Annotated in this window: 18 protein-coding genes and 1 tRNA gene; 3 read left to right on the plus strand and 16 right to left on the minus strand. The window is 65.6% G+C overall.

The window, feature by feature from the left end:
* Nucleotides 1-237: TetR family transcriptional regulator C-terminal domain-containing protein (locus tag ESP51_RS08265; protein WP_422386836.1), on the plus strand; the 237-nt coding region annotated here is incomplete at its 5' end.
* Between the two features lie 109 nt (nucleotides 238-346).
* On the opposite strand, the gene ESP51_RS08270 is transcribed toward ESP51_RS08265, so the two are convergent.
* From ESP51_RS08270 to ESP51_RS08305, 8 genes are all read right to left on the minus strand, one after another.
* Nucleotides 347-1,477 (minus strand): GDSL-type esterase/lipase family protein, encoded by a 1,131-nt coding sequence (locus tag ESP51_RS08270; RefSeq protein ID WP_129520433.1) that lies wholly within the window; start codon nucleotides 1,475-1,477, stop codon nucleotides 347-349.
* A 247-nt stretch (nucleotides 1,478-1,724) separates the two neighbouring features.
* Nucleotides 1,725-4,511: a glycosyl hydrolase gene (locus ESP51_RS08275; RefSeq protein WP_129520434.1), complete on the minus strand. Its 2,787-nt coding sequence runs from the start codon at nucleotides 4,509-4,511 to the stop codon at nucleotides 1,725-1,727.
* A gap of 50 nt (nucleotides 4,512-4,561) precedes the next feature.
* Nucleotides 4,562-7,027 (minus strand): glycoside hydrolase family 2 TIM barrel-domain containing protein, encoded by a 2,466-nt coding sequence (locus ESP51_RS08280; RefSeq protein ID WP_129520435.1) that lies wholly within the window; start codon nucleotides 7,025-7,027, stop codon nucleotides 4,562-4,564.
* 86 nt (nucleotides 7,028-7,113) lie between these two features.
* Nucleotides 7,114-9,543 (minus strand): glycoside hydrolase family 3 N-terminal domain-containing protein, encoded by a 2,430-nt coding sequence (locus ESP51_RS08285; protein ID WP_129520436.1) that lies wholly within the window; start codon nucleotides 9,541-9,543, stop codon nucleotides 7,114-7,116.
* 95 nt (nucleotides 9,544-9,638) lie between these two features.
* Nucleotides 9,639-10,511, minus strand: coding sequence for an ATP-binding cassette domain-containing protein (locus tag ESP51_RS08290; protein WP_129520437.1), 873 nt, complete (start codon nucleotides 10,509-10,511; stop codon nucleotides 9,639-9,641).
* A 5-nt stretch (nucleotides 10,512-10,516) separates the two neighbouring features.
* Nucleotides 10,517-12,304: a dipeptide/oligopeptide/nickel ABC transporter permease/ATP-binding protein gene (locus tag ESP51_RS08295; RefSeq protein ID WP_129520438.1), complete on the minus strand. Its 1,788-nt coding sequence runs from the start codon at nucleotides 12,302-12,304 to the stop codon at nucleotides 10,517-10,519.
* The gene (locus ESP51_RS08300) at nucleotides 12,301-13,239 is read right to left on the minus strand and encodes an ABC transporter permease (RefSeq protein WP_129520439.1); all 939 of its coding nucleotides are present in this window, start codon (nucleotides 13,237-13,239) and stop codon (nucleotides 12,301-12,303) included. Before ESP51_RS08300 ends, ESP51_RS08295 begins: the two co-directional genes overlap by 4 nt.
* Before the next feature lie 79 nt (nucleotides 13,240-13,318).
* On the minus strand, nucleotides 13,319-14,857 hold the full coding sequence (locus ESP51_RS08305; protein WP_206737251.1) for an ABC transporter substrate-binding protein: 1,539 nt from the start codon (nucleotides 14,855-14,857) through the stop codon (nucleotides 13,319-13,321).
* A 198-nt stretch (nucleotides 14,858-15,055) separates the two neighbouring features.
* On the opposite strand from ESP51_RS08305, the gene ESP51_RS08310 reads away from it, so the two are divergent.
* Nucleotides 15,056-15,652 (plus strand): TetR/AcrR family transcriptional regulator, encoded by a 597-nt coding sequence (locus tag ESP51_RS08310; protein ID WP_164990464.1) that lies wholly within the window; start codon nucleotides 15,056-15,058, stop codon nucleotides 15,650-15,652.
* A gap of 168 nt (nucleotides 15,653-15,820) precedes the next feature.
* Here ESP51_RS08310 and ESP51_RS08315 read toward each other — a convergent pair whose 3' ends face one another.
* Nucleotides 15,821-16,927 carry a nucleoside hydrolase gene (locus ESP51_RS08315; RefSeq protein WP_206737252.1) on the minus strand — a complete coding sequence of 369 codons (1,107 nt, stop codon included), beginning with the start codon at nucleotides 16,925-16,927 and terminating at the stop codon, nucleotides 15,821-15,823.
* A gap of 95 nt (nucleotides 16,928-17,022) precedes the next feature.
* Complete coding sequence (locus ESP51_RS08320; protein ID WP_129520443.1) at nucleotides 17,023-18,534, minus strand: family 20 glycosylhydrolase; 1,512 nt, start codon at nucleotides 18,532-18,534, stop codon at nucleotides 17,023-17,025.
* Between the two features lie 367 nt (nucleotides 18,535-18,901).
* Between ESP51_RS08320 and ESP51_RS08325 the strand changes: the two genes are divergently transcribed.
* Nucleotides 18,902-19,507, plus strand: a complete 606-nt coding sequence (locus tag ESP51_RS08325) for a TetR/AcrR family transcriptional regulator (protein WP_129520444.1) — start codon at nucleotides 18,902-18,904, stop codon at nucleotides 19,505-19,507.
* Between the two features lie 100 nt (nucleotides 19,508-19,607).
* On the opposite strand, the gene ESP51_RS08330 is transcribed toward ESP51_RS08325, so the two are convergent.
* From ESP51_RS08330 to ESP51_RS08355, 6 genes are all read right to left on the minus strand, one after another.
* Complete coding sequence (locus ESP51_RS08330; RefSeq protein ID WP_129520445.1) at nucleotides 19,608-21,233, minus strand: MDR family MFS transporter; 1,626 nt, start codon at nucleotides 21,231-21,233, stop codon at nucleotides 19,608-19,610.
* Nucleotides 21,230-21,844 carry a TetR/AcrR family transcriptional regulator gene (locus ESP51_RS08335; RefSeq protein ID WP_164990465.1) on the minus strand — a complete coding sequence of 205 codons (615 nt, stop codon included), beginning with the start codon at nucleotides 21,842-21,844 and terminating at the stop codon, nucleotides 21,230-21,232. The genes ESP51_RS08330 and ESP51_RS08335 overlap by 4 nt, the downstream gene beginning before the upstream one ends.
* A gap of 155 nt (nucleotides 21,845-21,999) precedes the next feature.
* On the minus strand, nucleotides 22,000-23,241 hold the full coding sequence (locus ESP51_RS08340; RefSeq protein ID WP_129520447.1) for a tyrosine-type recombinase/integrase: 1,242 nt from the start codon (nucleotides 23,239-23,241) through the stop codon (nucleotides 22,000-22,002).
* A complete protein-coding gene (locus ESP51_RS20585; RefSeq protein ID WP_164990466.1) occupies nucleotides 23,241-23,474 on the minus strand; it encodes a helix-turn-helix domain-containing protein in 234 nt (77 codons plus the stop codon). Before ESP51_RS20585 ends, ESP51_RS08340 begins: the two co-directional genes overlap by 1 nt.
* A gap of 170 nt (nucleotides 23,475-23,644) precedes the next feature.
* A tRNA-Ile gene (locus tag ESP51_RS08350) sits at nucleotides 23,645-23,718 on the minus strand.
* Between the two features lie 9 nt (nucleotides 23,719-23,727).
* A complete protein-coding gene (locus tag ESP51_RS08355) occupies nucleotides 23,728-24,984 on the minus strand; it encodes a glycosyltransferase (protein WP_241843068.1) in 1,257 nt (418 codons plus the stop codon).
* Between the last annotated feature and the right edge of the window lie 138 nt (nucleotides 24,985-25,122).

Here is a 25,122-nt window from a genome sequence, read left to right on the forward strand (position 1 = left end):
TTCCGGAACCGGTACCAGGTTTTCCGCGGGTACTTTGAAGAACGGTTCGAAGAGATGGCCGCCAGCGGCGAACTGGTCACGACAATGACCCCCCGAGCGCTCGCGTTCACCTTCGTCGCGCTCCTCGACGGCCTCGAAGTCCAATGGCTCTACGAGCAAAGCGAATTCAAGATGGAAGACATCATCGACGAATTCCTCGCCTCCATCAACCCCGCCCAGCTGAGCCATCCGGGCTAGGCGAGGATCGTCGATGATCCTCATACGTGCAGGGCGGGTGGTAGTTGCCGCGCTCAGGCCGCCAGAGGACTCGACCGGCGATCCTTGCTCTGACGGCTTCTGGGTTGGTTCAGCTGAAAGCGCTTGCGGCTTCCCTGGCAAGACGGTCCTGACCCGCGTCGCTGGGGTGAAGGTGATCCCCGCTGTCGTATTCAGGGGCGAGTGCTGTGCGATCGACCGAGGAACGAAGTGCGCGATCGAAATCGACGACGATTTCGGCCCGCGCGCTGGAACGGATCCACTCGTTCACCTCTTGGCGGATCGCGTCTCGTTGGGTGTCATAGCCTGCCGCGGGCAGGAAGGGTGTGATCGTGGCGAGAACCGGGGAGATGCGGGCTTGTCGGCACCGCTGCACGAGCGCGTCGAAGGCGCCGATCAGGTCGCTCGCCGAGGGAACAGGTTCAGACGGAGCCGCCGGCGTACCAGGGTGCCCGAGGTCGTTGGTGCCGAGTGCGATGAGCGCGTGGGTGACCCCTGACGTGCCGACTACATCGTCATCGAAGCGCGCCAGTCCGGAACGCCCGAAGAACGCACCTGCCCAACCGGCACCATCCCGATGGAGACGATTCCCGGGAATACCCCGGTTCACCAGCGCGACACCCTGGGCTGCGAGGAGTACGGAGGCCCGGTTCGGCCAGCCTGCCGCGGTGATCGAGTCGCCCAGACATGCCACCACGGCGCGCACATCGGCGCCCGCGACTTCAACGCTTCGGAGCAGAGGCATCGGTGCCGCGTATTCCACTCCATCAGGGCCAGCCCCTGACGGCGTGGGCAACGCCGCGAGGTCACGGCGCCCGGCATGATTGCCCACTTCAGAGATGCTCCATGTTGACCCTGCAATGTTCCCAGTCGAGAGCGAAGTTTCCATGGGCAGGAAGAGGTCGATGAAGAGATCACGCCCCGCAATCGCCGGGAGCTCGACCGGATCGCTCGTTAGGTCTGCGCCTGGCGAAATCTCGACCGTCGGTCGTCCACCGAACGTTGCCTGCGTACTCGCGCCCTCCGTCACGACGGCGGCTTGACCGATGAGCACCGGTTCGGTGCCGAAGTGATTGGACAGTACGAAGCGGAGTCGGGTGCCGTCGAAGGCGAGCTGGACATGCAGCCGTACAGTGACGTCACGCAATGCGGGTGCCGCACCTCGGATATCGGTGACGGCTTGCGTCCAGCTCGCCTTCCAGTCTGGGGCGTTGGGATTCATCGTGTCCGACCTACTTTTCGTGTGGTGAGGGGGTTTCGGTTCATGGAGGAGATGTCAGCGGGCATGGCGCCTGGAGAGTACGTCGGAAGGCGCCGACGGTTTCAGACCGCGTGCTCAGGCCGCTCGTTGCCGCTGAGGCCCCAGCCCGGCCGGACCCGGGCTGGGCGTCGTCGTCGGCGCGCACGTGTCCCGATCAATCGCACCGCCCTGATCGAGTTGCGCGCGAGGATACTCGGCTTCGCCGGGATCATTCGATTCCCCTTGTCGAGTAGGTGCGAACCCGGACAGGTCCGATCAGTCCCTGTGGTACCGCGACACCGTGCGGCCCCTGTATCCGCCCCGAGGCCACGACGGCGTTACGGAGAGATGTGCAGACCTCGATCTCGATCTCTGACTCCCCCTCGCCTGCGAGGGCATCGCCCAGGTCCACGACGCTGCCGGATACGTAGGCGGGACCGAATTGCCGACTCCCGATCCGGACGACGGCGGAGCCTGCCAGATCGCCGAGTTCCAGAACGGATCCTGTGGCGCCCTTCCCCGCGCGGGCCACGAGAGCGCTGTACGTTCCGATGCCGGACAGTCCGGATAGCGCCTCGACGGATCGCCAGTCGGCGGGCCCCTGTCCCTCGAGCTCGATCGTCCGGGACGCCTCCGGCTCCTCGGTCTCCACACGTAGCTGCCAAGCGGCGAGCGGAAGCTCCGCGCCCTGCACGCTATCAGCGAGCAGGTTTTCGATCTCACCCGCGGTCAGGTCGAGCTCGAGGACCCGGAGACCAAGCGCGGGAAGATCCAGCGTCAGTAAGGTCCGTCCCCATACCGAAGTGAACCGAAACGCCGAGGAAACCCCGCTCACGAGGTCGAGCTCCTGGACGGCCCCCTGCCCTTCGAGGGAAAGCTCGACCGATCGCGCCTGCCCCTCCGGGTTGTAGACCAACACGTAGCGTCGGTTCCCCGCCTCGCGCCACTGAGTGAGAAGCGGTGGTCCCTGCCAGCTCGCCCGCGGTACGACGCCGAGGTCGCGGAGCGCTGCTGCCGCTTGTGACATTTCCTCCACCCGAGCCACCCCTGGCAGGAAAAGGGCACGGCCGACCGCCTCGCGCACGAGGTCCGACCGGCCCTCGTCGCCCCCGCCGAAGCCCGAGTCACCGGATGGCGGCTCTCCGACGAACACCACCCGGAGGCCCCGTTCCGCCGCGTCAGCCAGCGCCTCCGCCGCTGCCGGGGCGATCGCCCGTTCGTCGACGAGCAGCGCGCGGTATGACGGCCCGTCCGGAAAGAGCGTTCCGTCCGCGCCGATCGCGTCCGCGTCCGCAAGCCCAATCGGGTCGAGGTACTGCACCGAGTAACCAGAACGCTCGAGCGCCTCGGTGTCGGCCAGTCCCGCAGGCGCGGTGAAATCCTCCTCCCCAAAGCCGCGAGCGGCCGTGGTGAGAAACGCGTCACGGTAGATCGCGACGTCGGTCCTGGGCGTTCCCGTCTCCAGAACGAGGGTGCCGCGAGCCCAATAGTCGGTGAGGGGCCGCCAGTTCTGCCATTCAGGATAGTGCGTGTCGTTCCATGTGTCGGCAACGAAGTCTGCGAAGCGCGACTGGGTCGGCCACGGGGCATCCGGTCCCTGGGTGCCGAAGCCGTGCACGAACGGCTTGGTGATTCCGGCTGCCCACTCTTTGTCGAGCATCTGCCTCAGGTCGCCGAGAGTGAGAGCGAAGGCGGCGCCGAACTGCGCCCCGAGCTCAGTGCTGATCCGTGTGGCGCCCCCCTGGTGGGCTCCGCCCACGATGGATCGCTGCCAGTCGAGGGCGAAGCGCCAGTTGGGGTGGTCCCGCCGCACTGGGGCGCGGTCGCCGGAGTTCAGCGACTCCGCCTCGGCGCGGCCGCCGGCGCGCACGAACTCGCGGTTGCTACGCACCGGTTCCAAGTTCTGCCCGTACGCCACCTGCGCCTTGTGGCGAAGACCGTGACCTACGGACCACTCCTGGACCAGCAGTAGGTGGTCGCTGATGTACAGGTCGGTGACCAGCCGGTAGTAGTCCCGGCGGATCCGAGCGCCGATCCCGTTGTCCAGATCGAAGTCCGGGGTCGGCTCCTCGTTCGGCACCCAGTACCGGCACATACCCTGCGCGAACAGGACGGGCAAGTACGGCGTCGGGTCATAGCCGTGCCGCTCCCGGAAGCGATCGAGGAGCCCAGGGCTCCAGAACAGAGAGTCGGCGTTGAGCTCGAGCGAGTCCTCGAACAGCTCGGTGCCGGCACGGCGAAGGAGGTCGAGGTTCTCAGGGCCGATCTGATGCTCATCCAGGTACTCCATCGCCGCGGCAGCGGCGGCCCGATCAAGGAAGCTCGTCGCGCCCTGCTCGCTGTCCCGGCTCCAGAACGCGAAGAGCGCCCACTCCCCCTCGCGCGGCGACCAGGCGACCGACCCGTCCTCGACTTGAGCAGTGAGGTCGACCAGCGATCCGGAGTCCAAAACTGTGGACGCCTCCGGCGGAACGATCACGGTCCTCGGCCCGAACGGCTGCTCGGACGGGACGATGGTGGGAGCAGCGCCCCACGTCAGGACCCGCGCGGCCGTCACCGCGAGCAGCCGGGACGGACGCCCTCGCTCGGTGTCGTCGAACGCCGGCGGCAGGGGCACGGTCTGCGCCTCGCCGCCGGCGATCCGAGTCACCCCGTACTGCAACTCCTGCGCCGCGTGCTTCGTCCCCTTCGTCGTGTTCGGTGTGCGTACCGGCCACTCCGACCCGAGCGTCATGGCCACCCCGACTCCGAGCAGCTCCGCCTCCGCCAACACGGCGCCGAGCGCGGCCCGCTGCGCATCATCTGCCCAGAAGCCTGGGGAGAATGCGATCTCGACCTCGCCGAACCCCGCATCCGCGATCGCGTGGAGCTCGCGGACGAGCTCCGCGGGCGGCAGGGGCGACTGCCACCACCAGCGCATGCCCGGACGGTCCGACAGCTCTGGCGTGTTGAACCGATCGGCGCTGAGGGCATCGCGACGGGCGGGAAGGTGAAGATGAACGTCGTCTGGGGGCATGTGTCTTCTTTCGTCGATCGGGTTGCTCGGGGGCTCCAGTTTCAAGCTCTTTACGCAATAGCGGAAACTACCGCGTCCGCCGCTGGGGCAGCCTCCAGGACTGTCGTCACTGACTCGAAGCCGTCTGCTGAAACCGAGATAGTGATTGGCCCAATGCCGGTGGGCCGGACGACGGCCAGAGCCCTCCCGTCATAGGTCGTGTGCTCCCCAGTGTGGAACGACTCCTCGGTGTCGGGACGGGCGCTGCCGAGAGCCTGGAGGACGGCGACCCCGTCGATGGCGACGCGGACGAGCACGTCGCGGTCGCTTGCCAGGTTGCCGTTCGCGTCGCGCAGTTCGATGGCGATGAAGCTGAGGTCGCTGTCGTCGGCCCTGATCTCGGTCCGGTCGGCAACGACGGAGAGCTGGACCGGTCCGTGCGCCGACTGCAGCGAGACCCGTCCCAGCTCAGCCCCGTCGCGGTAAGCGATGGCCTCAAGCTCTCCGACCTCGTAGGGGATGTCGAACTCGGTGACGAACGGCCTGGAGACCCCTGGCGTTGCGCGTCTGACCGTCCGTCCGTTCAGTAGCAGTTCGACCTCGTCGCCGTCGCTGTACACCTCGACTGTGATCGGAGTGCCGGTCTCGACGTCCCAACTCCAGCTCGCGATGGCGTCGCTCCATGCCCATTGGCCGGGCAGGACGGGCCTCCCGTAGTTCTCGGGCCGCAGCACGGCGACGTAGGGCTCCGTTCGGAGGCCGAAGACGATCTCGCGGTAGTAAGAGATGGGACGCCGTTGGCCGGTGATGTCGAGGTCGCCGACGCGGGCGGAGATCCACGGATAGGGCGCTTGGAACTCCGGTGCGGCATTGGCGTACTGGGTCCGGCCGATGCCGACCTCGCCGAGGTAGTCCCAGCCGGTCCACGTGAAGTCTCCGAGCACGTGGGGATTGTCGAGGACGAGTCGCCAGTTGTTCGCTATCCGCGGCGGGAACGTCTCGGATCCGACGATGACTCGATTCGGGAACTGCTCGCGGTCGAGTTCATAGCGGGCGTCACCGTAGTTGAGGCCCGCCACGTCGAGCATTGAGAAGGACGCTTCAGTTCGCTCGGTCGCCATCGCGCTCGCGGTGAGCTGGTCCATGAACCCGGCCAGGTTCATCATCGCGTTCACTCCCCCGTCCGCGCCGGCGTCAGCGCTTGTGGCGTGCTCACGCGCCATGTTGGCGACGTCGCTGAGGAGAGAGACGAACGGGTTGATGCCGTTGGTGACGAGCCGGGTGTCGTCGAGGGACCGGACCTTCTCAGCCAAGGTGCGTCCCCACTCTGAGCCGAGGGCGTCGCCGGTTTCGAAGATCTCGTTGCCGATCGAGTAGAAGATCACGCTCGGGTGGTTGAAGTCCTTCGCGACGAGCGCCTCGATGTCGCGTTCCCACCACTCCGGGAAAGCCAGGGAGTAGTCGAACGGGGTCTTTGCCTCGGTCCAGACATCCGCGGTTTCGTCCATGACGAGCATGCCGAGCCGGTCGCATGCGTCGAGCATCGCCGGGCTGATCGGGTTGTGGGCGCTGCGGATCGCGTTGAACCCGGCCTTTTTGAGGAGCTCGACGCGCCGTTCCTCGGCACGGCCGATCGCGGCAGCGCCCAGCGGTCCGTTGTCGTGGTGGATGCAGGCACCGCGCAGCTTGACCGTCTCTCCATTGATCCGCAGACCGTGGGTCGGGTCGACTCGGAGGGAGCGGATGCCGAAAGTGGTCGTTGCCCCGTCCAGGACACGGTCGGCGGCATCCAGAACGCTGCCGGCAGTGTACAGGTGCGGTGTGTCGACGCTCCACAGTGTCGGTGCCGGCAGATAGAGGCGCTGGCGAACCACCGCGGAACCGCCCGCTCGGAGTGTCACCGGCGCGGCATCGGTGGCGACAACCGTGCCGCCCGGGCCGCGCAGTTCGGTGCGGACCCGGACCGTGGTCGTGGCGGTGCTCTCGTTCGTCACGGGCGTGACCACTACGACGACGGCACGCTCCTCGTCGATGTCGGGCGTTGCGATGCGCACGCCGGGATATTCGATGTGCACGAAATCGGTGACTTCGAGCACCACATCCCGGTAGATCCCGGCCCCGGAGTACCAGCGCGAGTCCTCGTGGGCTCGCGCGTCGACACGAATGGTGTTCGGCTCCCCGTAGCGTAGGAACGGGTCGAGTGCGACCCGGAACGGGGTGTAGCCATTCGGCCGCTGCCCGGCGAAGGTCCCGTTCACATAGACCATCGCGTCCCGGTACACGCCCTGGAACTCGACCGACACCCGCTTGCCGCGCCACGCCTCGGGCACGTCCAACGTCTTCACGTACTCAAAGGCACCATCAGGGAAGAATCCCGTGTGCCCGGTACCCGCCGCCTCGGCACTGCGCGGCAGGGTGACCAGCGCATCGTGAGGCAAGGTGACCGAGGTGCCCTCGTCACCACCGCCTTGGAGTGCGGCGAACGGGCTCATCTTGGGTCGCACCCGCCATCCGGTGTTGAACGAGGACCTGGTCACTCTGCTGCTCCTTGCTGTGAAGTGCTCGCGCGGCACGCAACATGCCGTCCACGAGGATCGGATCTGGGAGGGACGACCGACGAGTGCTAGCGCCCCGCCGCTGTCGGCTGTGGCAGGAGTACGTCTGCGGTACTGAGGTAGGTGCGGCGGCCTTCGAGGTCGACGACGTTGCCGGTGAGCTTGACGGTGCCTCGGGCGGGTGTCTCCTCGGAGCTGCCTCCAGCCTCGAGTGCCACGGCGCCGGGCTCGAGGATGAAGCGTCCATCGATTCCGCTGTACCCGAGCTGGCTGGTCGGGACGGTGAACCGAACGGTCGCGTGCTCACCCGCAGCAAGTGCGACTCGAGTGAATCCGATCAGCTGCTGAGCGGGCCGGGTGACACCGGTGGCGTTCTGGGCGGCGTAGAGCTGGACGATCTCGGTTCCGTCGCGGTCTCCGCTGTTGCGGAGCTCGACGGACGCCACGATGGAGCCGCCCTCGGCGGGCACCACGTCGGCCGCGAGCTGCAGCTCGCCGTATTCGAAGGTCGTATAGGAGAGGCCGTGACCGAACGGGAACAGGGGCGTGATGTCGAGGTCGATGTAGTTGCGGAACATGTCGCCTGCGCTGCGTCGGTATCCGCTTCCGCGCTTCTGGGAGGCGTACAGCGGCAACTGTCCGGTGGCCCTGGGCATGCTGTAGGGCAGCTTGCCGGACGGGTTCGTGTCGCCGAACAGCACCGCGGCGAGGGCGCCGCTGCCGTTTGGCCCCGGGTAGTAGCCCGTCACGATAGCGTCGAGCTTCGGCTCGACCTCGGTGATGGCAAGCGGTCGTCCCTGGTAGAGAACCCCAACCAGCGGTGTCCCGGTGGCGCTGACCGCGTCGACTAACGCGACCTGGTGATCCGGCAGCTCGACCCGTGCGGCGTCGGTTCCCTCGCCTTCGGTGATGCGCGTTCCGAACCATCCGGCCTTTCCGCCGATGGCGAGGATGACGACGTCCGCGCTCCGTGCCAGCGCGGCGGCCGCATCGAGGTCCTGCGGGTCGTCCGGGTGGATGCCGGCTCCCTCGACCCACTCGACGATCGCGCCCGGCGCTGCGGCCTGAATGGCTTCGACGAGCGTCTGCGTGCCGTACACCTGCCGGGCGACGTCCTCGCTGTCGATTTCCATGAGCTGCGCCAGTTGCGCCGCGCCCGCCTCAACGGCCTCCGGCGACGAGGGCTCCATCATGCTCTCGGTACCGGCCATCCGGGACTCACCGGTGGCGACACCCTTGATCATGTCGAGCATCGCGGGGTAGGTGTACGCCGCGAAGTTGACCATGGCCGAGTCGGCGTGCGGGCCGACCACCGCGATCCGGCCCGACTTCGGCAGCGGCAGTTGGCCGTGATTCTTCAACAGCGTCACCGACTCGTCGGCCAGCTCCCGGGACAGGGCGGCCCCCTCAGCCTGGACGGCGCTCAACTCGATGGGATCGGTACTGGCGTAGGGGTTCTCGAACAGTCCCAGCTTGAACTTGTCGACGAGCACCCGCCGCACCGCATCGTCGAGGACGGCCTCCTCGAGGCGTCCTTCGCGAACTGACTGCTCGAGCGTTTTGTAGCCGGATGCGATGGGCAGCTCGACGTCGAGGCCGGCGGCAAGGGCGAGCTCGCCGGCCTCAGCGACGGAGGATGCGACGCCCTGTCGGGTGTGCAGCCACTCCACCGTGCTGTAGTCGGACACTACGCTGCCGGTGAAGCCCATCCGGCCACGAAGCAGATCCGTGAGGATCGCGCTGCTCGCCCCCACGGGGACGCCGTCGATCTCCGAATATGAGTTCATCACGCTGCCGAGACCGGCGATCTTGATCGCCGCCTCGAACGGAGTCGCGTACACGTCGTACAGTTCGCGGGGGCCGAGATGCGTAGCAGCCATGTTCTGCCCCGCCTCGGTGAGCGCGTACCCGAGGAAGTGCTTCCCAGTGGCGAGGATCCCGCTGGTGAGATCTTCGCCCTGAAGGCCACGCACGAACGCCACCCCGAACGCGCTGACGAGGTACACGTCCTCGCCATAGGTCTCATGCACCCGCCCCCACCGGCTGTCACGGGCGACGTCAAGCACCGGCGACAACGCCTGCAGCACCCCGACCGATCGCATCTGCCTGCGGATGACCTCGGCCATCAACTCGACCCGTTCCGGGTCCCAGGTCGCAGCCAGACCGATCGCGGTGGGAAACGACGTGTAGCCAGGCGCGACGAAACCGTTCAGCGCTTCCGCGTGCAGGATGGCAGGAATGCCGAGCCGAGTCTGCTCCACGAGATAGCGCTGGATTGCATTGACGGTGGTCGCGACCCCGTGGGCATCAGACACTGCAGTCGCGGCGCTGGCGATGTGGCCGATCCCGTCGCCCAGGTGTCGCCGAAGAGCGGCCGGATCCAAGCCGTTGACCCCCATCAACGTGCCGGGGAAGACCGACGCGACCTGTCGCGCCTTCTCTGTGAGCGTCATCTGTGCAAGCAGTTCGTCCGCGCGCTCCGTGGCCGACTTTAACATCTGTTCTCCTTCTTATTGGTTGCTGCCAGCGGCTGATCGCTCGTTGATCAGCCGCAGAACTCAGTTATCGTTCTGCGGTGGATCCGCAGCGCCGTTTACACGCGAGCCGGAAGGGCGCCGGACTGCAGGTTCTGTTCTCGATGCAGCTCTCGGAGGCGGAACCGTTCCGCGCGCCGCTTCTCCTGGCGGACAGGATGCGCGACCGGCGCGGCAAGCAGCAGCCGCTGCGTGTACGGGTGCTCGGGCTCTGAAGTGACCAGCTCTGCGTCGCCTTGCTCGACGATCTCGCCTCTGTACATCACCGCGACGCGATGTGAGATGTGGCGGATCACCGCGAGGTCATGGGAGACGAAGAGATAGGCAACCCCGGTGCGCTCCTGAATCTCGATGAACAGGTCGAGCACGCGCGCCTGTGTAGACAGATCCAGGGCGCTAACGGGCTCATCGCACACGATCAGCCTTGGACTGAGGGCCAGCGCCCGGGCGATTGCGACGCGCTGGCGCTGGCCGCCGCTGAACTCGCGTGGGAGCCTACGCGCGGCGTCTGCCGGCAGTCCGACCTGGTCGAGGAGTTCCCTGATACGGGCACGCGCTTCCTGCGTCGGCGCGCCCGCAGCCTGCAGCGGCTCAGCCAGGATTGACTCGATGGTCATGGCGGGATTCAGGGATGTGTACGGATCCTGGAACACCACCTGCAGGTCCTTCGCGAGGCGCCGCCGCTCTGACCTTCCCGCGTGCGAGATGTCCTCGCCGTCGAAGATGATTCGTCCCGACGTCACTGGGGCAAGGCCGAGGATCGCCCTCCCGAGTGTCGTCTTGCCCGACCCGCTCTCTCCGACGAGTCCGAGCGTCTCGCCATGGGCGATCTCGATGGAGACTTCTTTCAGTACCGCCGAAGCCGGGCGGCGAAAGCCGCGTCCCGGATAGGTGACGCCGAGTCGCTCGACCCCGAGTAGTGGTTGAGTCATGCCCGTCAACGTCCTTCCGTTAGTGCCGCGACCCGCTGCTTCCGCGGTTCGGTATCCTCGAGCGTCGACGACAACAGCATTCGGGTGTACGGATGCTGTGGCCTATCGAACAGTTCGCTCGCGGTGTTCGTCTCCACGATGTGTCCGGCTTGCATGACGGCGACCCGGTCGCAAAGGTCGGCGACGACCCCGAAGTTGTGTGTGACAAGGATGATGGCCATGCCTCGCTCCTTCTGGAGCTCACGAAGGAGGTCGAGGATCTCGGCCTGTACCGTGACGTCGAGCGCGGTGGTCGGCTCGTCGGCGACGATCAGCTCCGGCTCGCAGGAGACCGCGCCCGCGATGAGCACGCGTTGCGCCATCCCGCCCGAGATCTCATGCGGGTAGGCACGGAAGGTGCGCTCCGGGTCGGCGATGCCTACGCGTTCGAGCAGCTGCTTCGCGCGGGCTGTGGCCTCCTTCTTCGTCAATCCAAGGGTCCGCATCATCGGCACCGTGAGCTGGTGGCCGATGGTGAACGTGGGGTCGAGATTCGACATGGGCTCTTGCGGGATGTAGGCGATTCTCTTGCCGCGAATCTTCTGCATCTCGGACTCGCTCAGGGCGAGTAGAGGGACCCCCTCAAACGTGACGTCTCCGGCAAATTCTGCCTCCTCCGGCAGCAGTCGAAGTATCGAGAAGGCGGTCTGTGTCTTGCCTGACCCCGATTCGCCGACGAGACCGAGGATCTCACCCTTGTTCACGTGCAGGTTCACGCCGTCGACGACGACGCGTGCGGATCCGTCTGCCTGCGGATAGCCGACGCGGAGATTCGACACGACGAGCAGGGCGTCTTCCGGGGGAGCTTCGGCGGTGCCCGCGGGTGCGCTGGCCCGCCGGAGAGCCTCGTCCTTCAGCCGCACCGACTTGGTCCGAGCCTTGGGAGCGGGCTCCTCAAGAGCGTCTCGCAGTGCGTTGGCGATGAGGGAGAGACATCCGGCCGTGAGCCCAATGGCGATGCCTGGCCAGAGAATCCCGAGTGGAGAGCGAAAGATGTTCAGGAATGCGTCTTCGAGCATTCCGCCCCACGTGGGCTCGGACGGGCTGCCGAGCCCGAGGAATTCGAGTCCGGCCTGGATCAGGATCCCCGCACCGACCATGCCCGTTGCGATGATGATGATGGGCGCACGCACCGCGTAGAGGACGTGACGGCCCAGGATCCGCGAACCGCTCAAGCCGGACACACGAGCCGCGTCGACGTACAGTTCGTTTTTCACAGCGATCACAAGAGTTCGCACGAGCCTGAAGAGGAAGGGCGAGATCAGCACTCCGAAGATCGCCATGGTGACGACGGTGTTGGGTCCGATGACCGAGAAGAGTGCGACGAGGATGATGACGCTCGGGACCGTCATGAGGACGTTGTTCACCCAACTGAGGCTGGAGTCGATCCACTTCCCGAGGTAGCCGGCGAGCAATCCGGATACCAATCCGACGACGACCGACACTATGGCAACGGTGATCGCGCCGATGAGGGTGAGCCTGCTCGCAAGAAGCAAGCGACTGAGCACGTCTCGTCCGCTGCCGTCCCCGCCCAGCAGGAAGACTTCGTTCGGAGCGGAGTTGACCTGATCGAGAATGGTGTCGGACGGGTCATGAGGGGCGATCCAGGGTGATGCGACGCTGAGTACCGCGATGGCTGCGAGCACAATCGAGGGGACGAGCCCGAGCGGATTGCTGAAGAACCGGCGTGCGAGGCCACTGCGCGGGGCCTCGGCGACGGCCGCATCGACCTGCTCTGGAGTTGAGATGGTCACTGCACACGCACCTTCGGGTTGAGCCAGCCATTGAGTATGTCGATGACAAGGTTGACGACGACGACGACTGCCACTGTGACGCTCACGACGCCGAGCACGAGCGGGACATCGCCGCGCTGCGCCGCATTGTTGGCGAGCGTTCCCACTCCTGGGATGGCGAACACCTTCTCGATTACGACGGCGCCGCCGAACATGCCGATGAATGCGAGCGACATTACGGTTAGGAATGGCGGAGCCGCGTTGCGCATGACGTGTTTGGTGAGCACCTCCCGCTGGGAGAGTCCCCTTGAACGGAGGGTGCGAACGAAGTCCAGACGAAGGACGTCGATCACGCTCGAGCGGACGATCATGGCGGCACCCAAACCGCCGATGACCAGGGAGGCGACGGGGAGCGTGATACTCAGCAGCCAACCTGCCGGACTTTCGAGGAATGGTACATAACCGGTGGCAGGGAAGAGCCGAAGGTTCAACGCGAACACGGAGACCAGCACGAGAGCGAGCCAGAAGTTCGGGATTGCCCCTACGACGACATTCGCCAGCTGAACGAAGCGGTCCACCCACCCTCGCCGGACCGCGGCGAGCACTCCGAGCGCTGCGCTGAGAACGGCGGTGACCAGCACTGCCGTGAGGACCACCGAGAGAGTCACCGGCAACCGAGTCGAGAGCGCTTGCAGGACGGGTTCGCTACTGAAGTACGAGCGCCCAAGGTCACCAGTGAGGGCTGCGCCGAGCCAGTCGGCGTACTGCTGCCAGGCGGGGCGGTCAAGGCCGAGCTCCGCTGCACGCTGGGCCACCTGTTCCTCGGTGGCATTAGTGCCGAGAATGTTGCGGGCGATGTCCATTCCACCGGCAAAGATGAGGAATGCCGTGAGGGCGGAAACGACGAAGACGAGTGCCACGCCGGAAAGCAGGCGGCGGCAGATAAATGCGACCACACGTCCTCCTAGGTAAGAGTCACAAGGCGGGAAGGGGCGGCTGGAACAGCACCGGAGGTCCGGTTCCAGCCGCCCTCGATCACTTCGCGGGCGCGAAGCTCGAGATCAGGGGGGTGACGTTCGTCACCCACGGCTCAACGGTCACCTCGGAAGAGGTCACGAAGATCGAGTCCTTCATGTACCACGGCGCGAACCAGGCGTTGTCCACCACCCACCGGTTGACCTCCCGGTAGGTCTTATCCTGCTCGTCTTCCTCAGTGGCCTTGTAGGCCACGCTGACCAGCTGCGAGAGCTCCTCGTCGGTGGACTTGAAGATGTTCCACACGCTCTGGGTGCTCAACGCGGTGATCTGACCGATGGATGTGCCACCGAACTCCATCGCGAACGCCGCGTTCTGGCCTCCGAACATTTCCGCGAGGGTATCGGTGGGCGCAACCGGCTTGATAGTGACGTTGATCCCGACGTCCTTCAGCTGGTCGGCAATGATCGGGGTGTAGGCGGCCATGTGGGGCAGGTCCGGGATCGTCAGGTCGAACCCGTCGGGGTACCCCGCTTCGGCAAGAAGCTCGCGCGCCTTCTCGGGGTCGTACTCGTAGCGGTTGTCGAGCTCGGGATCGTAACCGGGCTGGCCTTCGGCGAACGTCTGGCTTGTGGCGTAGCCGTAGCCCTGCTCAACGTTCTCGAGGATGGCCTGCTTATCGAAGGCGTAGTTGATCGCCTGACGGACTCGAACGTCTGCGAGCTCGGGAGCGATCTGTCCCGCGCGGTCGAACAGCCCAAGTCCCAACCACCCAGCGGGGGTGTTGGTGATCGTCAACCCGGCGGCCTCCGCTTCCGCGGCCGCTGCAGAGGTGATCGGAGCACCGTCGACCTCGCCGGACTTCGCGGCATTGAGGCGGGCGGTGATGTCCTGGTAGGTCTTGAACACCAGCGTCTCGTACGGGTACGCATCGCTGTTCCAGTGCTCATCGTTCTTGACGTAGATCAACTCGGATCCGCGGACGCTCCCCTGGTCGTCGAGCGTGTAGGGCCCGCTTCCCACTGGGTTCAGCTTGATTTCCTCGGTGCCCAGTGCCTCGGGGCTTGCCATGACGCCTGCTGCGAGGCCGAGCTGGTAGAGAAGCGTCGGGTCGTAGGACGCCAAATGGAATTCGACGGTGTTCTCGTCGACGGGGACGACTTCCTCGATGGGAGCGACGATCCCTGCTTCGGTACTGGAGGACGCCTTGAGGTTTTCGATGTTCGCCTTGACCGTCTCGGCGGTGAAGGGCGCCCCGTCGCTGAAGGTGACTCCGTCACGAAGTTCTAGGGTCAGGACACTGAACGAGTCGTCGAAGGCCCACTCGGTCGCCAGGCCGGGCTCGAGCCCGTTGTCGGGCGTGATGGTGAGGAGCCGGTCGTACACCGGCATCCAAAGGAGGTTGCCCTCGCCGCCGCCGTTCAGGTCGACGGGGTCGTAGGAGAGCAGCTCACTCGAGACGCCGAGCTTAAGCGTGCGCGGCCCCTGATCGTCACCGCCTCCGGATGACCCGTCCTGACCCGTGCAAGCGCTGAGGGCGAGAACTGCGACCGCCGCCGCCGCCAACACGGAAAGCCTTCTTTTGTTCGTCATGGGCATTGCTGCTCCCGGGATCGTCGTTGATTGCCACGCTGAGGGGCGGGCTGGTAGAAGCATGCGACCATCAAAACTTACTGTCAAGAGGTTTTCGTCGAAAACCTACAAATTGTTACTTTTCGCCGTCGAACGGATCCGGTGACCATAGACTGATGCCGCTCGAAGCGCCGTGGGAGGCGCAATCTTCGTAGGGGGATGCAGATGCAGGAAGTGAAGACCCGAGGGCCATACGCCAAAGGTGTGGCCAAGCGGGAGGAGGTCCGGCAGATCGCCCTCGAGACCTTCGCACGAAGGGGTTATCGTGGGGCGACTCTGCGAGAGATCGCGGACGAAGCCGGACTCACCGTCGCCGGCGTCTTGCACTACTTCGACTCCAAAGAGGAGCTCTTCACTGAAGTGCTCCGGCTCCGTGACGCAGCTGCCGTCGAGATCACTGGGCCGAGTCCACGTGACGCGGCCGAGACCCTGATCAGGGTGGTGCGGCACAATGCGACGGTTCCGGGCCTCGTCCACCTGTACATGGCGCTTGCGGTAGAGGGGGCGGTGGAAGGACACCCGGCGCAGGACTATTTCCAAGAGCACTTCGCCTCGCTGAGTGACTGGATCGAGGGCGAGATACGGGAGCTCCAGTCCGACGGGCGTATCAAGCTCCAAGTTCAACCAGAAATGCTGGCATCCATCTTCATGGCCGCCATCGACGGCCTGCAGCTCCAATGGCTGCATGACCCCAGCATCGACATGGCAGAGCGACTGAGTTGCCTTTGGAACGAACTCATCCTGTCTCCCGAGCAAACCTGAGCGAGGCAGGCGGAAGCTCACTCCCGACGGATCGACGACTCCCCGGGCACCCGCCGCGGTCCTCCGCGACGGCGAGCTGGACGGTTGTCTCGCCGAGTGCTCCACCTCGCCGAGGCGAGGCGTTAACCACGCCCGATCCTGCGGCCATTGCGAATGCCAGCTCAGTCTCTATCGATTCGCGAAGGCCGCGATCTTGAGGAACATGTCCTCGAACATCAGCCGCGTGTCGATCCCTGTGTAGACGCGCATCGGGCGACCGTCTGGGCGCTCCTCGTACCAGCCCTGCGCTGTTAGGCGCGGAGTTGGGCGCACAACGAAGGGGCTCGACGCCGTGTCGGGCTGGTGGGCGGTGTGCAGCGCCGTGAGTAGGACGAGCGGCTGGTCGCCGAGTCCGTATGTCTCGCCGAGGAGGAGCCCGTGGGACTGTGTGAAGGCATGCAGTGTGGCGATGCTGTCGGCGAGGCGCCATCCCAGCGGGCCGTGCGGCCGGACCCGGGCGTCGAGCTCCGCGAACGACACGATTGCCTGCCGATAGGTGTTGCGGGGCACCTGCCAGATCGGGATCGCCGAGTCGTTGAACACAGCCTGCGCGGCTGGGATGTCGATGTTGAGGTTGTACTCGACGCTGCCCTCGATCGGGAATTCGAGCCCGAGCCCCTCATGCTCCGGTCCGCCGATCCAAACTGCCGCTTTGATGCGCTCGGCGATGCGCGGCTCCATCAGAACGGCGCTGGCGAGGTCGGTCATGCCTGCCCCGAGGGCGACGAACAATGGGAGCTCGGTGTCGTCGCGGAGGGCTTCCCTGACGATCGCCTCGGCCGCAGCTGACGCGATCGGCTCGGCAGGGCCACGCAGACCTATATTGCTTCCCGCGAAGACAGGGATCGTGCTGTTCAGCAGCTCCAAGAGGCTTCGCGCGATCTCGGCGGCGTTGTCCGCCTGGCGATCCGAAGGGTCGGAGTAGTCGCCGGGTGAGAGATGGGAGCCGATGACGAAGGGGATTTCCACCGACGGGCTCAGGACATGGTGGGCGAGCTGGAACAGGTCGTCCGGATCCCCTGAAAAGTCGTTGTCGATGATGACCCGATATCGCGGTCGCATACCCCCTTCCGGGCGCGCCTCTCCCCCACGCAGCGGGTCGGCGGAAGTCGGGAAAATAGGGGCTTCGGGGAGGTCGGGATGGGGAAGGTTGTCTGTCATGTGCTGTGCCTTCTGCTTGTCGGCTCGACTCGCGAGCCACGATCGGTAAGTTGCCAGGGACGGAGCGAGGGACAACTGGACGCCGCCTCAGTACGGACGGCCATGCCATTGAGCGTCGAGTGTCATAGTGAGTCATCACACTCATCCCACCCACGTCCTGCGAAGCACAATTAGTGCCCGCTAGGCTCCCCGAATACGAGGCTCGACCTGTGGAACCCGTGGAAGCCGAGACGGCTCCAGGCGTCGGTCCAAGCCGACCCGGAATCCGTCGGATCGCGGCCGTCCCGCGACCAGCCGTGCTCGGCGACCATGGCCAGTCGTGGAAGCATCAGCAGCGCGAGATCATCGAAGGTCGCGATCGATTCGCACCAAATGGCGGCTTCGATCCCGGCAACACGCAGACCGTGCTCCACGATGTCTGGTTGACGAGCCGGGTCCCAGCGGCGGATGGAGGTCGATACCGTCGGCTCGTAGTCCGCGTTTCCCACGGTGCGCAGCCGTTCGTTCTGTTCGGGATGGAGGCTCGGTTCGGCCGGGCGTCTGTCGAGATAGAGCGGGTCACTCGTCGAGACGAGTACCGCAGCGCCCTGTGCGGCGATGCGTGCCGGGTCGCCGACGGCTTGGTCTGCGACGGCCGCTAGCGCGGGGATGGCTGGGTGCCACTCCTCCGGCCAATTCCGGTATGCGTTCGCGGAATCGAATCTGTCCCGTTCTCCCACCCAAAGTTGCACGACGTCGGATGGTGTCCAGCATCCCGCCCGCGACGTTTCCTGCCATCCGAGAGGAAGACGTCCCCTCGCGCGAACCGCGGCGGCGGCGTGGCGGACAAAGTCGGCGTACTCGTCCTCCGGCATCCCGAACGCCTCGTCGCCGCCGATGTGGATGTACGGCGAATCGAACAGGGCGACGACCTGGTCAAGGACCGCCCCGACGAATCGTGGCACCTCCGGTGAGGACCAGGTGAGGTAGGCCAGCTCGGGGGCGGGGAACGGTCTTGCAGCCAGGGCGGGCACGGCGCTCACCGCCGCGGCGACGTGACCCGGCATGTCGATCTCAGGAACGATCGTGATGAACCGCTGGCGAGCGTACGAGACGAGCCGTTCGACATCCGCGGTCGAGTAGTGCGATGCCTCCCTAGTCAGAGCGGGGTAGCCGTCGAGCTCGAGCCGCCACGCCTCCCGGTCGCTCAGATGAAGATGCAGGACGTTCATCCTCAAGATGGCGAGGAGGTCGATGACTCTTTCCACCTCGTCGCACGGAAACCAACGGCGCACCACGTCTAGGGAGAGCCCACGCCAGGCCCACTTGGGTGCATCTTCGACATCCATGGCGATTGGGTGGCCATCGTGTGAGCGCGACGCAATCGTCAACAGCGCACGGAAGACGCCCTCCGATGCTCGGGCGCGGATCACGAAGCGCTGGCCTTCCGCCTCGATGCGGTAGCTCTCGTCCGCGGACCGACGGCCAGCCGGGCGGGGATCGACACCCTCAGCGGGGTCGCTCGCGGGGCCGGTGCGAATGACGATGTCGGCGACGGATGCCTCGGTCACCTGCTCGAGCATCTGCCCGAACGCGCGGCTCATCAGCGCGGCAGCACCGGGAAGCGCCTCCGCGAGCAGCGCACCTTCGGAAGCATCGGCAATCCGCCATACCGCGACCTCGGCGCGACCCTCGTTGATCACGAAGCTGCTCCATTGGTGGTGAGAGTTCGGACGAGCCCGCGCCCGATTCTCCGGCCGCTGCCGCTGAGGATGACGACCTTGCCGGCAAGCGACTGGGCATGGGTGCAGATCATGGATGCTTTCCGTTGGTGTGGGGACGGGTTCAGTTGGTTGCGGCGGAAGTCGGCCAGCGACTAGGCCCTGGAGACTTACAAACAGTACAGCGGTAGGTTTCTTTGACACAAGCAGAAATGATGAACGGCGTATGCGATCGAGCAGCCTGCGCTCCGTACTTAACCCCCGAACAGCTGCGGGGCCAGGCGCCCTCGAGAACAACCCGTTCCCCGGCGCAAGCGACCGCTAACGGTTTCCCGGTAGCGTCAGTGGCATGGCACGAACGGGCCGCAACTACCCCAAGGGACTCGCGAGGCGCGAGGAGATCCTGGAGGTTGCATTGAGGATCGTCGCAGAGCGTGGGTACAACGCCGCGACGATTCGCGAGCTCGCTGAGGCCGTGTCGCTGAGTAAGACGGGCCTGCTGCACCACTTCGGGACCAAGGAAGAGCTGTTCGCCGAGATTCTGCGCCGCCGCGACCAGCGTGACATTGAGTCGGTGCAATCAGTCGGCGACGCCCGCGAGCTGCTCTCTCAGATTTTGGCACACAACGCCGACGTGCCCGGCTTGGTGCAGCTATATAGCCGGTTCTCCGCCGAGGCGAGCGACCCGGACCACAGGGCGCACGAGTACTTCGCCGAAAGGTACGAGCGTAACCGCGTCGATCTCGCCACAATGGTGCGCGCGCTGCAGGAAGAGGGGCACGTTACTCCCGCGGCGGATGCGGACGCTCTTGGCGCCCTTCTGCTCGCGGCGATGGACGGGCTTCAGCTGCAGTGGCTCTACGACAAGAGCTTCGACATGCGACGCAGTATTTCTGCGCTCATGAGTGCGCTCCTTGAGCCACGTGATGCACCTGAGGCTGAGCAGGGAGCGTGATCGTCGTTCCTCTCCGTGAACTGCGGCTGCATCAACCACATCAGCTTCGTGCGGCTGCGAAATCGTCGCGACCAAGGAGTCTGGTCTGGTGTGACGCGGTTCACTTGCCCGGGTCGAGAACTGCATAGGCCGGGACTGATCGCTGAGCCGCCTCGAGTTCCTCAGCCTCTTTGCCGCCGATGGCCTCGCCTCGCGCGACGAGCCCAGCGACATCCGACAGTGGGATCTGCTTGAGGAAGAGCGAGAGGATGAACGCGATCGCGATGAACGGCAGCAGGTACCAGAAGACCGGGGCGAGTGCATCGGCGTATGCTGCCACGACGCCGTCGCGGGTGGCGTCAGGCAACGAGCTGAGCGTCTGCGGGTCGAGGGTCGAGGTCGCCGCCGCGGCGTCCGAAGCGCTCGCCCCTGCACCCGTGAAGACATCCGTGAGGTTCTCGGTGAGTCGCGTGGTGAATATCGTGCCGAACACGGCGACGCCGAGTGAGGCGCCCATCTCTCGGAAGTAGTTGTTCGTGCTTGTTGCGGTGCCGACCATCGCCGCGTCGACCGAGTTCTGTGTCACCAGCACTACGACCTGCATGATGAGTCCGAGTCCGGCACCGAAGACGAAGAGGTAGACGCAGATCAACCAGATCGGTGTCTCCACCGTCAGCGTGGTCATCGCGACCATGGCCGCACCCGTGACTAGGGTCCCGAGAATCGGGAACAACCGGTACTTCCCCGTGCGGGTGATCGCGATTCCGGATCCGATCGAGGTCCCCATGAGGCCGACCATCATGGGGAGCATGAGAAGACCGGATGCCGCGGCAGACGTGCCCGACGACATCTGCAGGAAGGTAGGCACGAAGCCGATCGCAGCGAACATGCCGAGACCGAGCGTGAGGCCGATCGCGGTCGCGTTCACGAAGATCGGGTTCCGGAACAGCGACAGGGGGATGATCGGGTCTTTCGCCCGCGTCTCGACGAGCACGAACAGCAGTGCCGACGCGATCATGCCGATGCCGAGCAGCCACGTTTCCACGGCGCCCCACCCGTGGTCGGAATCGCCACCGAAGTCCGTGAAGAAGATCAGGCAGGTGGTGAACGCCGACAAGAGGATGACGCCCATGACATCGATCGGCGCTGCGGCCTTCTTGTTGGGGAGCTTGAGCGTGAACCACGCGATCGCGAATGCTGCGATGCCGACCGGGATGTTGATGTAGAACGCCCACTGCCAGGTCAGGTGGTCGACGAAGAACCCGCCCAGGAGCGGGCCACCGATCGCGGAGAGTCCGAAGACCGCGCCGATCGGTCCGAGGTACTTGCCGCGCTCCGAGGCGGGCACGATATCGGCGATGATCGCCTGCGAAAGGATCATGAGCCCGCCACCACCGAGGCCCTGCACCGCTCGCCACAGCACCAGCTGCGAGAAGTCGCCGGCGATGGCGCACCCGACGGATGCGATAGTGAAGAGCGCGATCGCGACGAGGAAGAGCCTCCGCCGACCAAGAACGTCACCGAACTTGCCGTACACGGGCATAACGATCGTGGTCGCGAGCATGTAGGCAGTGGTCAGCCACACCTGGTGCTCGACACCGCCCAGCTGGCCGACGATCGTCGGCATCGCCGTCGAGACGATCGTCTGATCGAGGCTGGATAACAGCATGCCCGCGATGAGCGCGCCGAAGATGATCCAGATGCGTCGCTGCGTCAGCAGAAGTGGCGCGTCGGCGGGATGGGTCATTGGTTGGCCTTTCGGGGTGAAGACGCGCCGAGTACGGCACGGAGTGCACTGAGTTGCTCGCGGAGAATTGGCGCGAACTCCCGAGCATTCGCGGGGTCGAGGTATCGTTCAGCGGCTGATCTGGTGAGTGTCGAGATCACGGCCACGGCTGCCTCCGCTCGCAGATCGTTGGGAGCGACGCCTTCTCGCGACGCGATGAGCGAAACCGATTGGCGATCGCGTTCTCGGGTCATCCCGATGAATCGGAGGAGGAGCCGGGGTTCCCGTTCGATGGCTGCTACGAGCGACGCGTGGCCGGACGCATCGATCCCTGCCGTCTCGAAGTGCTCGATTATGAGCGCGACGAAGTCGTCGATCACCTTCGCCCAGCCGTCGGACTCTCTCGCCAGAAACTCGTCGGCGAACCGCTGGGTTTCCTCTTCGGGGTCGACGCCGAGGGCGGCGGCCTCTTTCGACGGAAAGTAGTTGAAGAAGGTCCGGCGCGAGACGCCGACCGCGTCGCACACCTCGTCGATCGTGAAGCCGCTGAGCCCCCGCTCGGCGGTCAACCGACGGGTCACAGCTGTGAGGTGGTCAGCCGTCGCACGCTTGCTGCGTTCCCGGCGGCCCAAAGGTGCACTTGAAGTCATCGAGTGCAAGTTTGCACTATTCTCGCGAAAATGCAAATGGAAGTGGCCAATGATCCACATGGACCGATCGCACGCGCGTGCGTCACCTGACGCAGCTGCGCGGCCGGGCCATTCGACCCCTGCCCCGACACTCCCGACTACTCCTCCCAGTCGTCCCACGAGATTGAGTCAACGCCGTCATGCGGAGCAGGCGGCTCCGGCGCCAGTCGCTGGAGCACCTCGGCAGGTTTGGACGTCACCGTTCGATCCGGCTCCGCGTAGTGCTCCTTCGTAACGGCCGTCGATGTGTGCCCGAGCATGTCCGCTGCTGCTTGCAATCCGAGCTCGTGGGCGATCGCGGTCGCGCCCGTCCGACGGAACGCATGCGGCGAGATCCCCGCATCAGCGAGGCCGGCCAGCCCAAGGATCTTCCGGAACTGCCGCCGTACATTCGCGGGGATGAGCGGCGTGTCGTTCTTCGAGAAGAACAGCAGATGCTCGGGCTCAGCATCGGCCGGAAGGAGGGCGAGCCGCCGACGAAGCACCTCGGCTGCGAACGCCGGGACCGGCACGAGCCGATTCGATTCTTTCGTCTTCGGATGCTCCTGCCGGTAGACCGGCACCCCGCTGCGCTGGATGATCGTGCCGCAGATCTCGACCCGCGGCGGCTCCGCCGTCACGTCGACATCGCATTTCCGCAGCGCGAGCGCCTCGCCGATACGAGTCGCCGTACCGAGCATGACCTCGATGAGGTCGCGCACCTGCCCATCCGGTCGGGGCCCGAGCCAATGCGGATCGGTGCCGAACTCCCGCGCCGCGGTCCGGATCGCCGCCAACTCCTCAGAAGTCAGCGCCTTCGGCACCCGTTTGGGCTTTTTCAGCTGCGAGGTCTCCTTCACTGGATTCCGCTCGAGGAGCCCCTGCCGCACGCCGAAGGCCAAGACCATGCTCAGGGTCGTCTTCGAATGTTTGGCCATCGAGAACGACCGCAGTCGCTGCTGCTTCAAATACCGCTCGATCCGGCCAACGGTGATCTCGCGCACCGCGAAGTCGGCGAAGAACGGCAGTACGCTGCCCCGAAGCTGGCGCTCGTAGGTCTCCTTCGTGCTCTCAGCGCGATCGACGTCCAAGCGCAGATCGTCCAGCCATGCGTCAGCGAGGTCCGTGAACTTCGAGTCAGGGGTGAGCGAGCCTTGCGTGCCGGCGTGCCGCATGCGCTCCTGCAGATCGAGCTTCAGCGCGGTGATCGCCGCGTTGCGACTCTCCCCTGTCGCGCCGACTTGGCGCGTCTGCCCATCCCAGTCGCGGAACCGGGTCAGCGCCCGGAACCTTCCACGCGCGAGCTCCGTCGTCTGGATGCTGCCGTAAGTGCCGATCGCCAGCCGGGGACGGCCTGCCATCAACCCTCACCTTCGACAGTGGGCACGGCCTCCGGTTCGTGAATCCCGTCCAGCCAGTGGATGACGTCGGAGACGCGATAGCGGATCTCCCGGCCGACTCGCATGCCGGCAGGTCCGCGTCCGTCGGTGCGCAGGTCGTAGATGGCCTGCACGTGCACGCCGAGGTACTCGGCAAGCTCGCTCGTGGTCAACACGGGCTCGAGGCCGAGCCCAGAAAGGCGTTCGCTGTTCATGACACGAAGGTGTTCGAGGCGAACCCAACTCGGTCGAGTACGGTCGACCACCCTGACCGGAGCACGCCCATTTCGGCGCGCGCGAACGAATAAACGTTGGATAAACGTTGACGACATCAAGTCCTTGCCCTCTACTAGAGGCAAGAAACCCTGATCAAATCGAATTACGGTAGGGCGGACGGGACTTGAACCCGTGACCGATGGATTATGAGTCCACTGCTCTAACCGGCTGAGCTACCGCCCCGCGCCCGGGTCACTCGGGGAGCGCCACCGGTGCGACATCGGTGACCGGGTCGGTCACCGGCTTTCCACGATACAGGCTCTCGAACGTCGAGATCGTGCGCTGGATGTCGTGGGCGGCGATGAGGCGGAGCGAGCCCTCCTTGAGTGCGCGATACTCTGCCGGCGGCGCCTCGAGCACGACCCGGAGTTTCGCCGCGAGGTCTTCAGGGCTGCCGGGCTCGAAGAGGTATCCGTTCTCGCCGTCGTGCACGAGGTGCGGGAGGGCCATCGCGTTCGCCGCGACGATCGGCAGGGCCGAGGCCATGGCCTCCATCGTCACGATGCTCTGCAGTTCGGCGATCGAGGGCATGGCGAGCACGGATGCCCGGTGGTAGGCGCCTCGCAAAGCGTCGTCGGCGACGTAGCCGGTGAACGTCACCTGATCGGCGACCCCGAGCTCAACGGCCATGTGTTCGAGGTTGCGCTTCTGGTCGCCGCCGCCGACGATCTCGAGCTTCGCGTCGAGTTCGGCAGGGAGCAGCGCGAAGGCACGCAGCAACACGTCGATCTGCTTCTCGCCGGTGACGCGTCCGACGAAGAGGATGCGATTCTCGCTGCGCGGCTGCCAGCTCGGCTCGTACTTGTGTGCGTCGATTCCGCACGAGATCGCGTGAACGCCCGACAGACCGGTGTGCTTCTCGAGGAACTGGGCCGCCTTGCGCGTCGGCGTGGTGACCGCCTCGGCGCGCCCGAAGGTGCGGCGAGCGGCCTTCCAGGCGAGGCCGACCGCCCATTCCTGCCAGCCCGCCGGCAACAGCGTGAACTCGAGCATGTTCTCGGGCATGAAGTGATTGGTGCCGACGATCCGGATGCCGCGCTTCTCGGCTTCGAGCGAAAGGCCACGCCCAACGATGATGTGCGACTGGAAGTGCACCACGTCGGGTTTCACGGCGTCGATCACGCGGGCGCTGTTCTGGCGGATGCGCCACGGCAGCGCGAATCGGAGCCAGTCGTGCGGATACCAGCGCCAGCTGTTCAGGCGATGGGCCGTGATCTCCTTGCCCTCGTGCACCTCTTTCCAGGTGCCGTGCTTGCGGCTGGCAGCGGGGGCCATGACGTGCACGTCGTGACCGCGCTCGACCAGGCCGGCGGCCAAACGCTCCGCGAACTTGGCTGCCCCATTGACGTCGGGAGTGAAGGTGTCGGCGCCGATCAAGATCCTGAGCGGCCGTTCCGTCTCTGCGCCGTCGGTGCCGGCGGAAGGTGTAGCACCGGGATTGTCAGACACGTGGCGTTGTTCCTCACAGTTCGTCGGTTCGGGACGGTCGGCCCCGGTGGGCGTCGCGGCGCAGGGTCGGCGCGCAGACTGAATCCGAACATAGTCTACGCAGTGCGCGCCGCGCGGTGTCGTTGTGGCATTTCGTGC

Source organism: Agromyces albus (assembly GCF_004134825.1).
Lineage (GTDB): Bacteria > Actinomycetota > Actinomycetes > Actinomycetales > Microbacteriaceae > Agromyces > Agromyces albus.

Coding starts and splice junctions, on each gene's coding strand:
- ESP51_RS08270 (WP_129520433.1), bottom strand. CDS start 1,477: ATGAATCCCAACGCCCCAGACTGGAAGGCGAGCTGGACGCAAGCCGTC.
- ESP51_RS08275 (WP_129520434.1), bottom strand. CDS start 4,511: ATGCCCCCAGACGACGTTCATCTTCACCTTCCCGCCCGTCGCGATGCC.
- ESP51_RS08285 (WP_129520436.1), bottom strand. CDS start 9,543: ATGTTAAAGTCGGCCACGGAGCGCGCGGACGAACTGCTTGCACAGATG.
- ESP51_RS08290 (WP_129520437.1), bottom strand. CDS start 10,511: ATGACTCAACCACTACTCGGGGTCGAGCGACTCGGCGTCACCTATCCG.
- ESP51_RS08305 (WP_206737251.1), bottom strand. CDS start 14,857: ATGCCCATGACGAACAAAAGAAGGCTTTCCGTGTTGGCGGCGGCGGCG.
- ESP51_RS08310 (WP_164990464.1), top strand. CDS start 15,056: ATGCAGGAAGTGAAGACCCGAGGGCCATACGCCAAAGGTGTGGCCAAG.
- ESP51_RS08325 (WP_129520444.1), top strand. CDS start 18,902: ATGGCACGAACGGGCCGCAACTACCCCAAGGGACTCGCGAGGCGCGAG.
- ESP51_RS08330 (WP_129520445.1), bottom strand. CDS start 21,233: ATGACCCATCCCGCCGACGCGCCACTTCTGCTGACGCAGCGACGCATC.
- ESP51_RS08340 (WP_129520447.1), bottom strand. CDS start 23,241: ATGGCAGGCCGTCCCCGGCTGGCGATCGGCACTTACGGCAGCATCCAG.
- ESP51_RS20585 (WP_164990466.1), bottom strand. CDS start 23,474: ATGAACAGCGAACGCCTTTCTGGGCTCGGCCTCGAGCCCGTGTTGACC.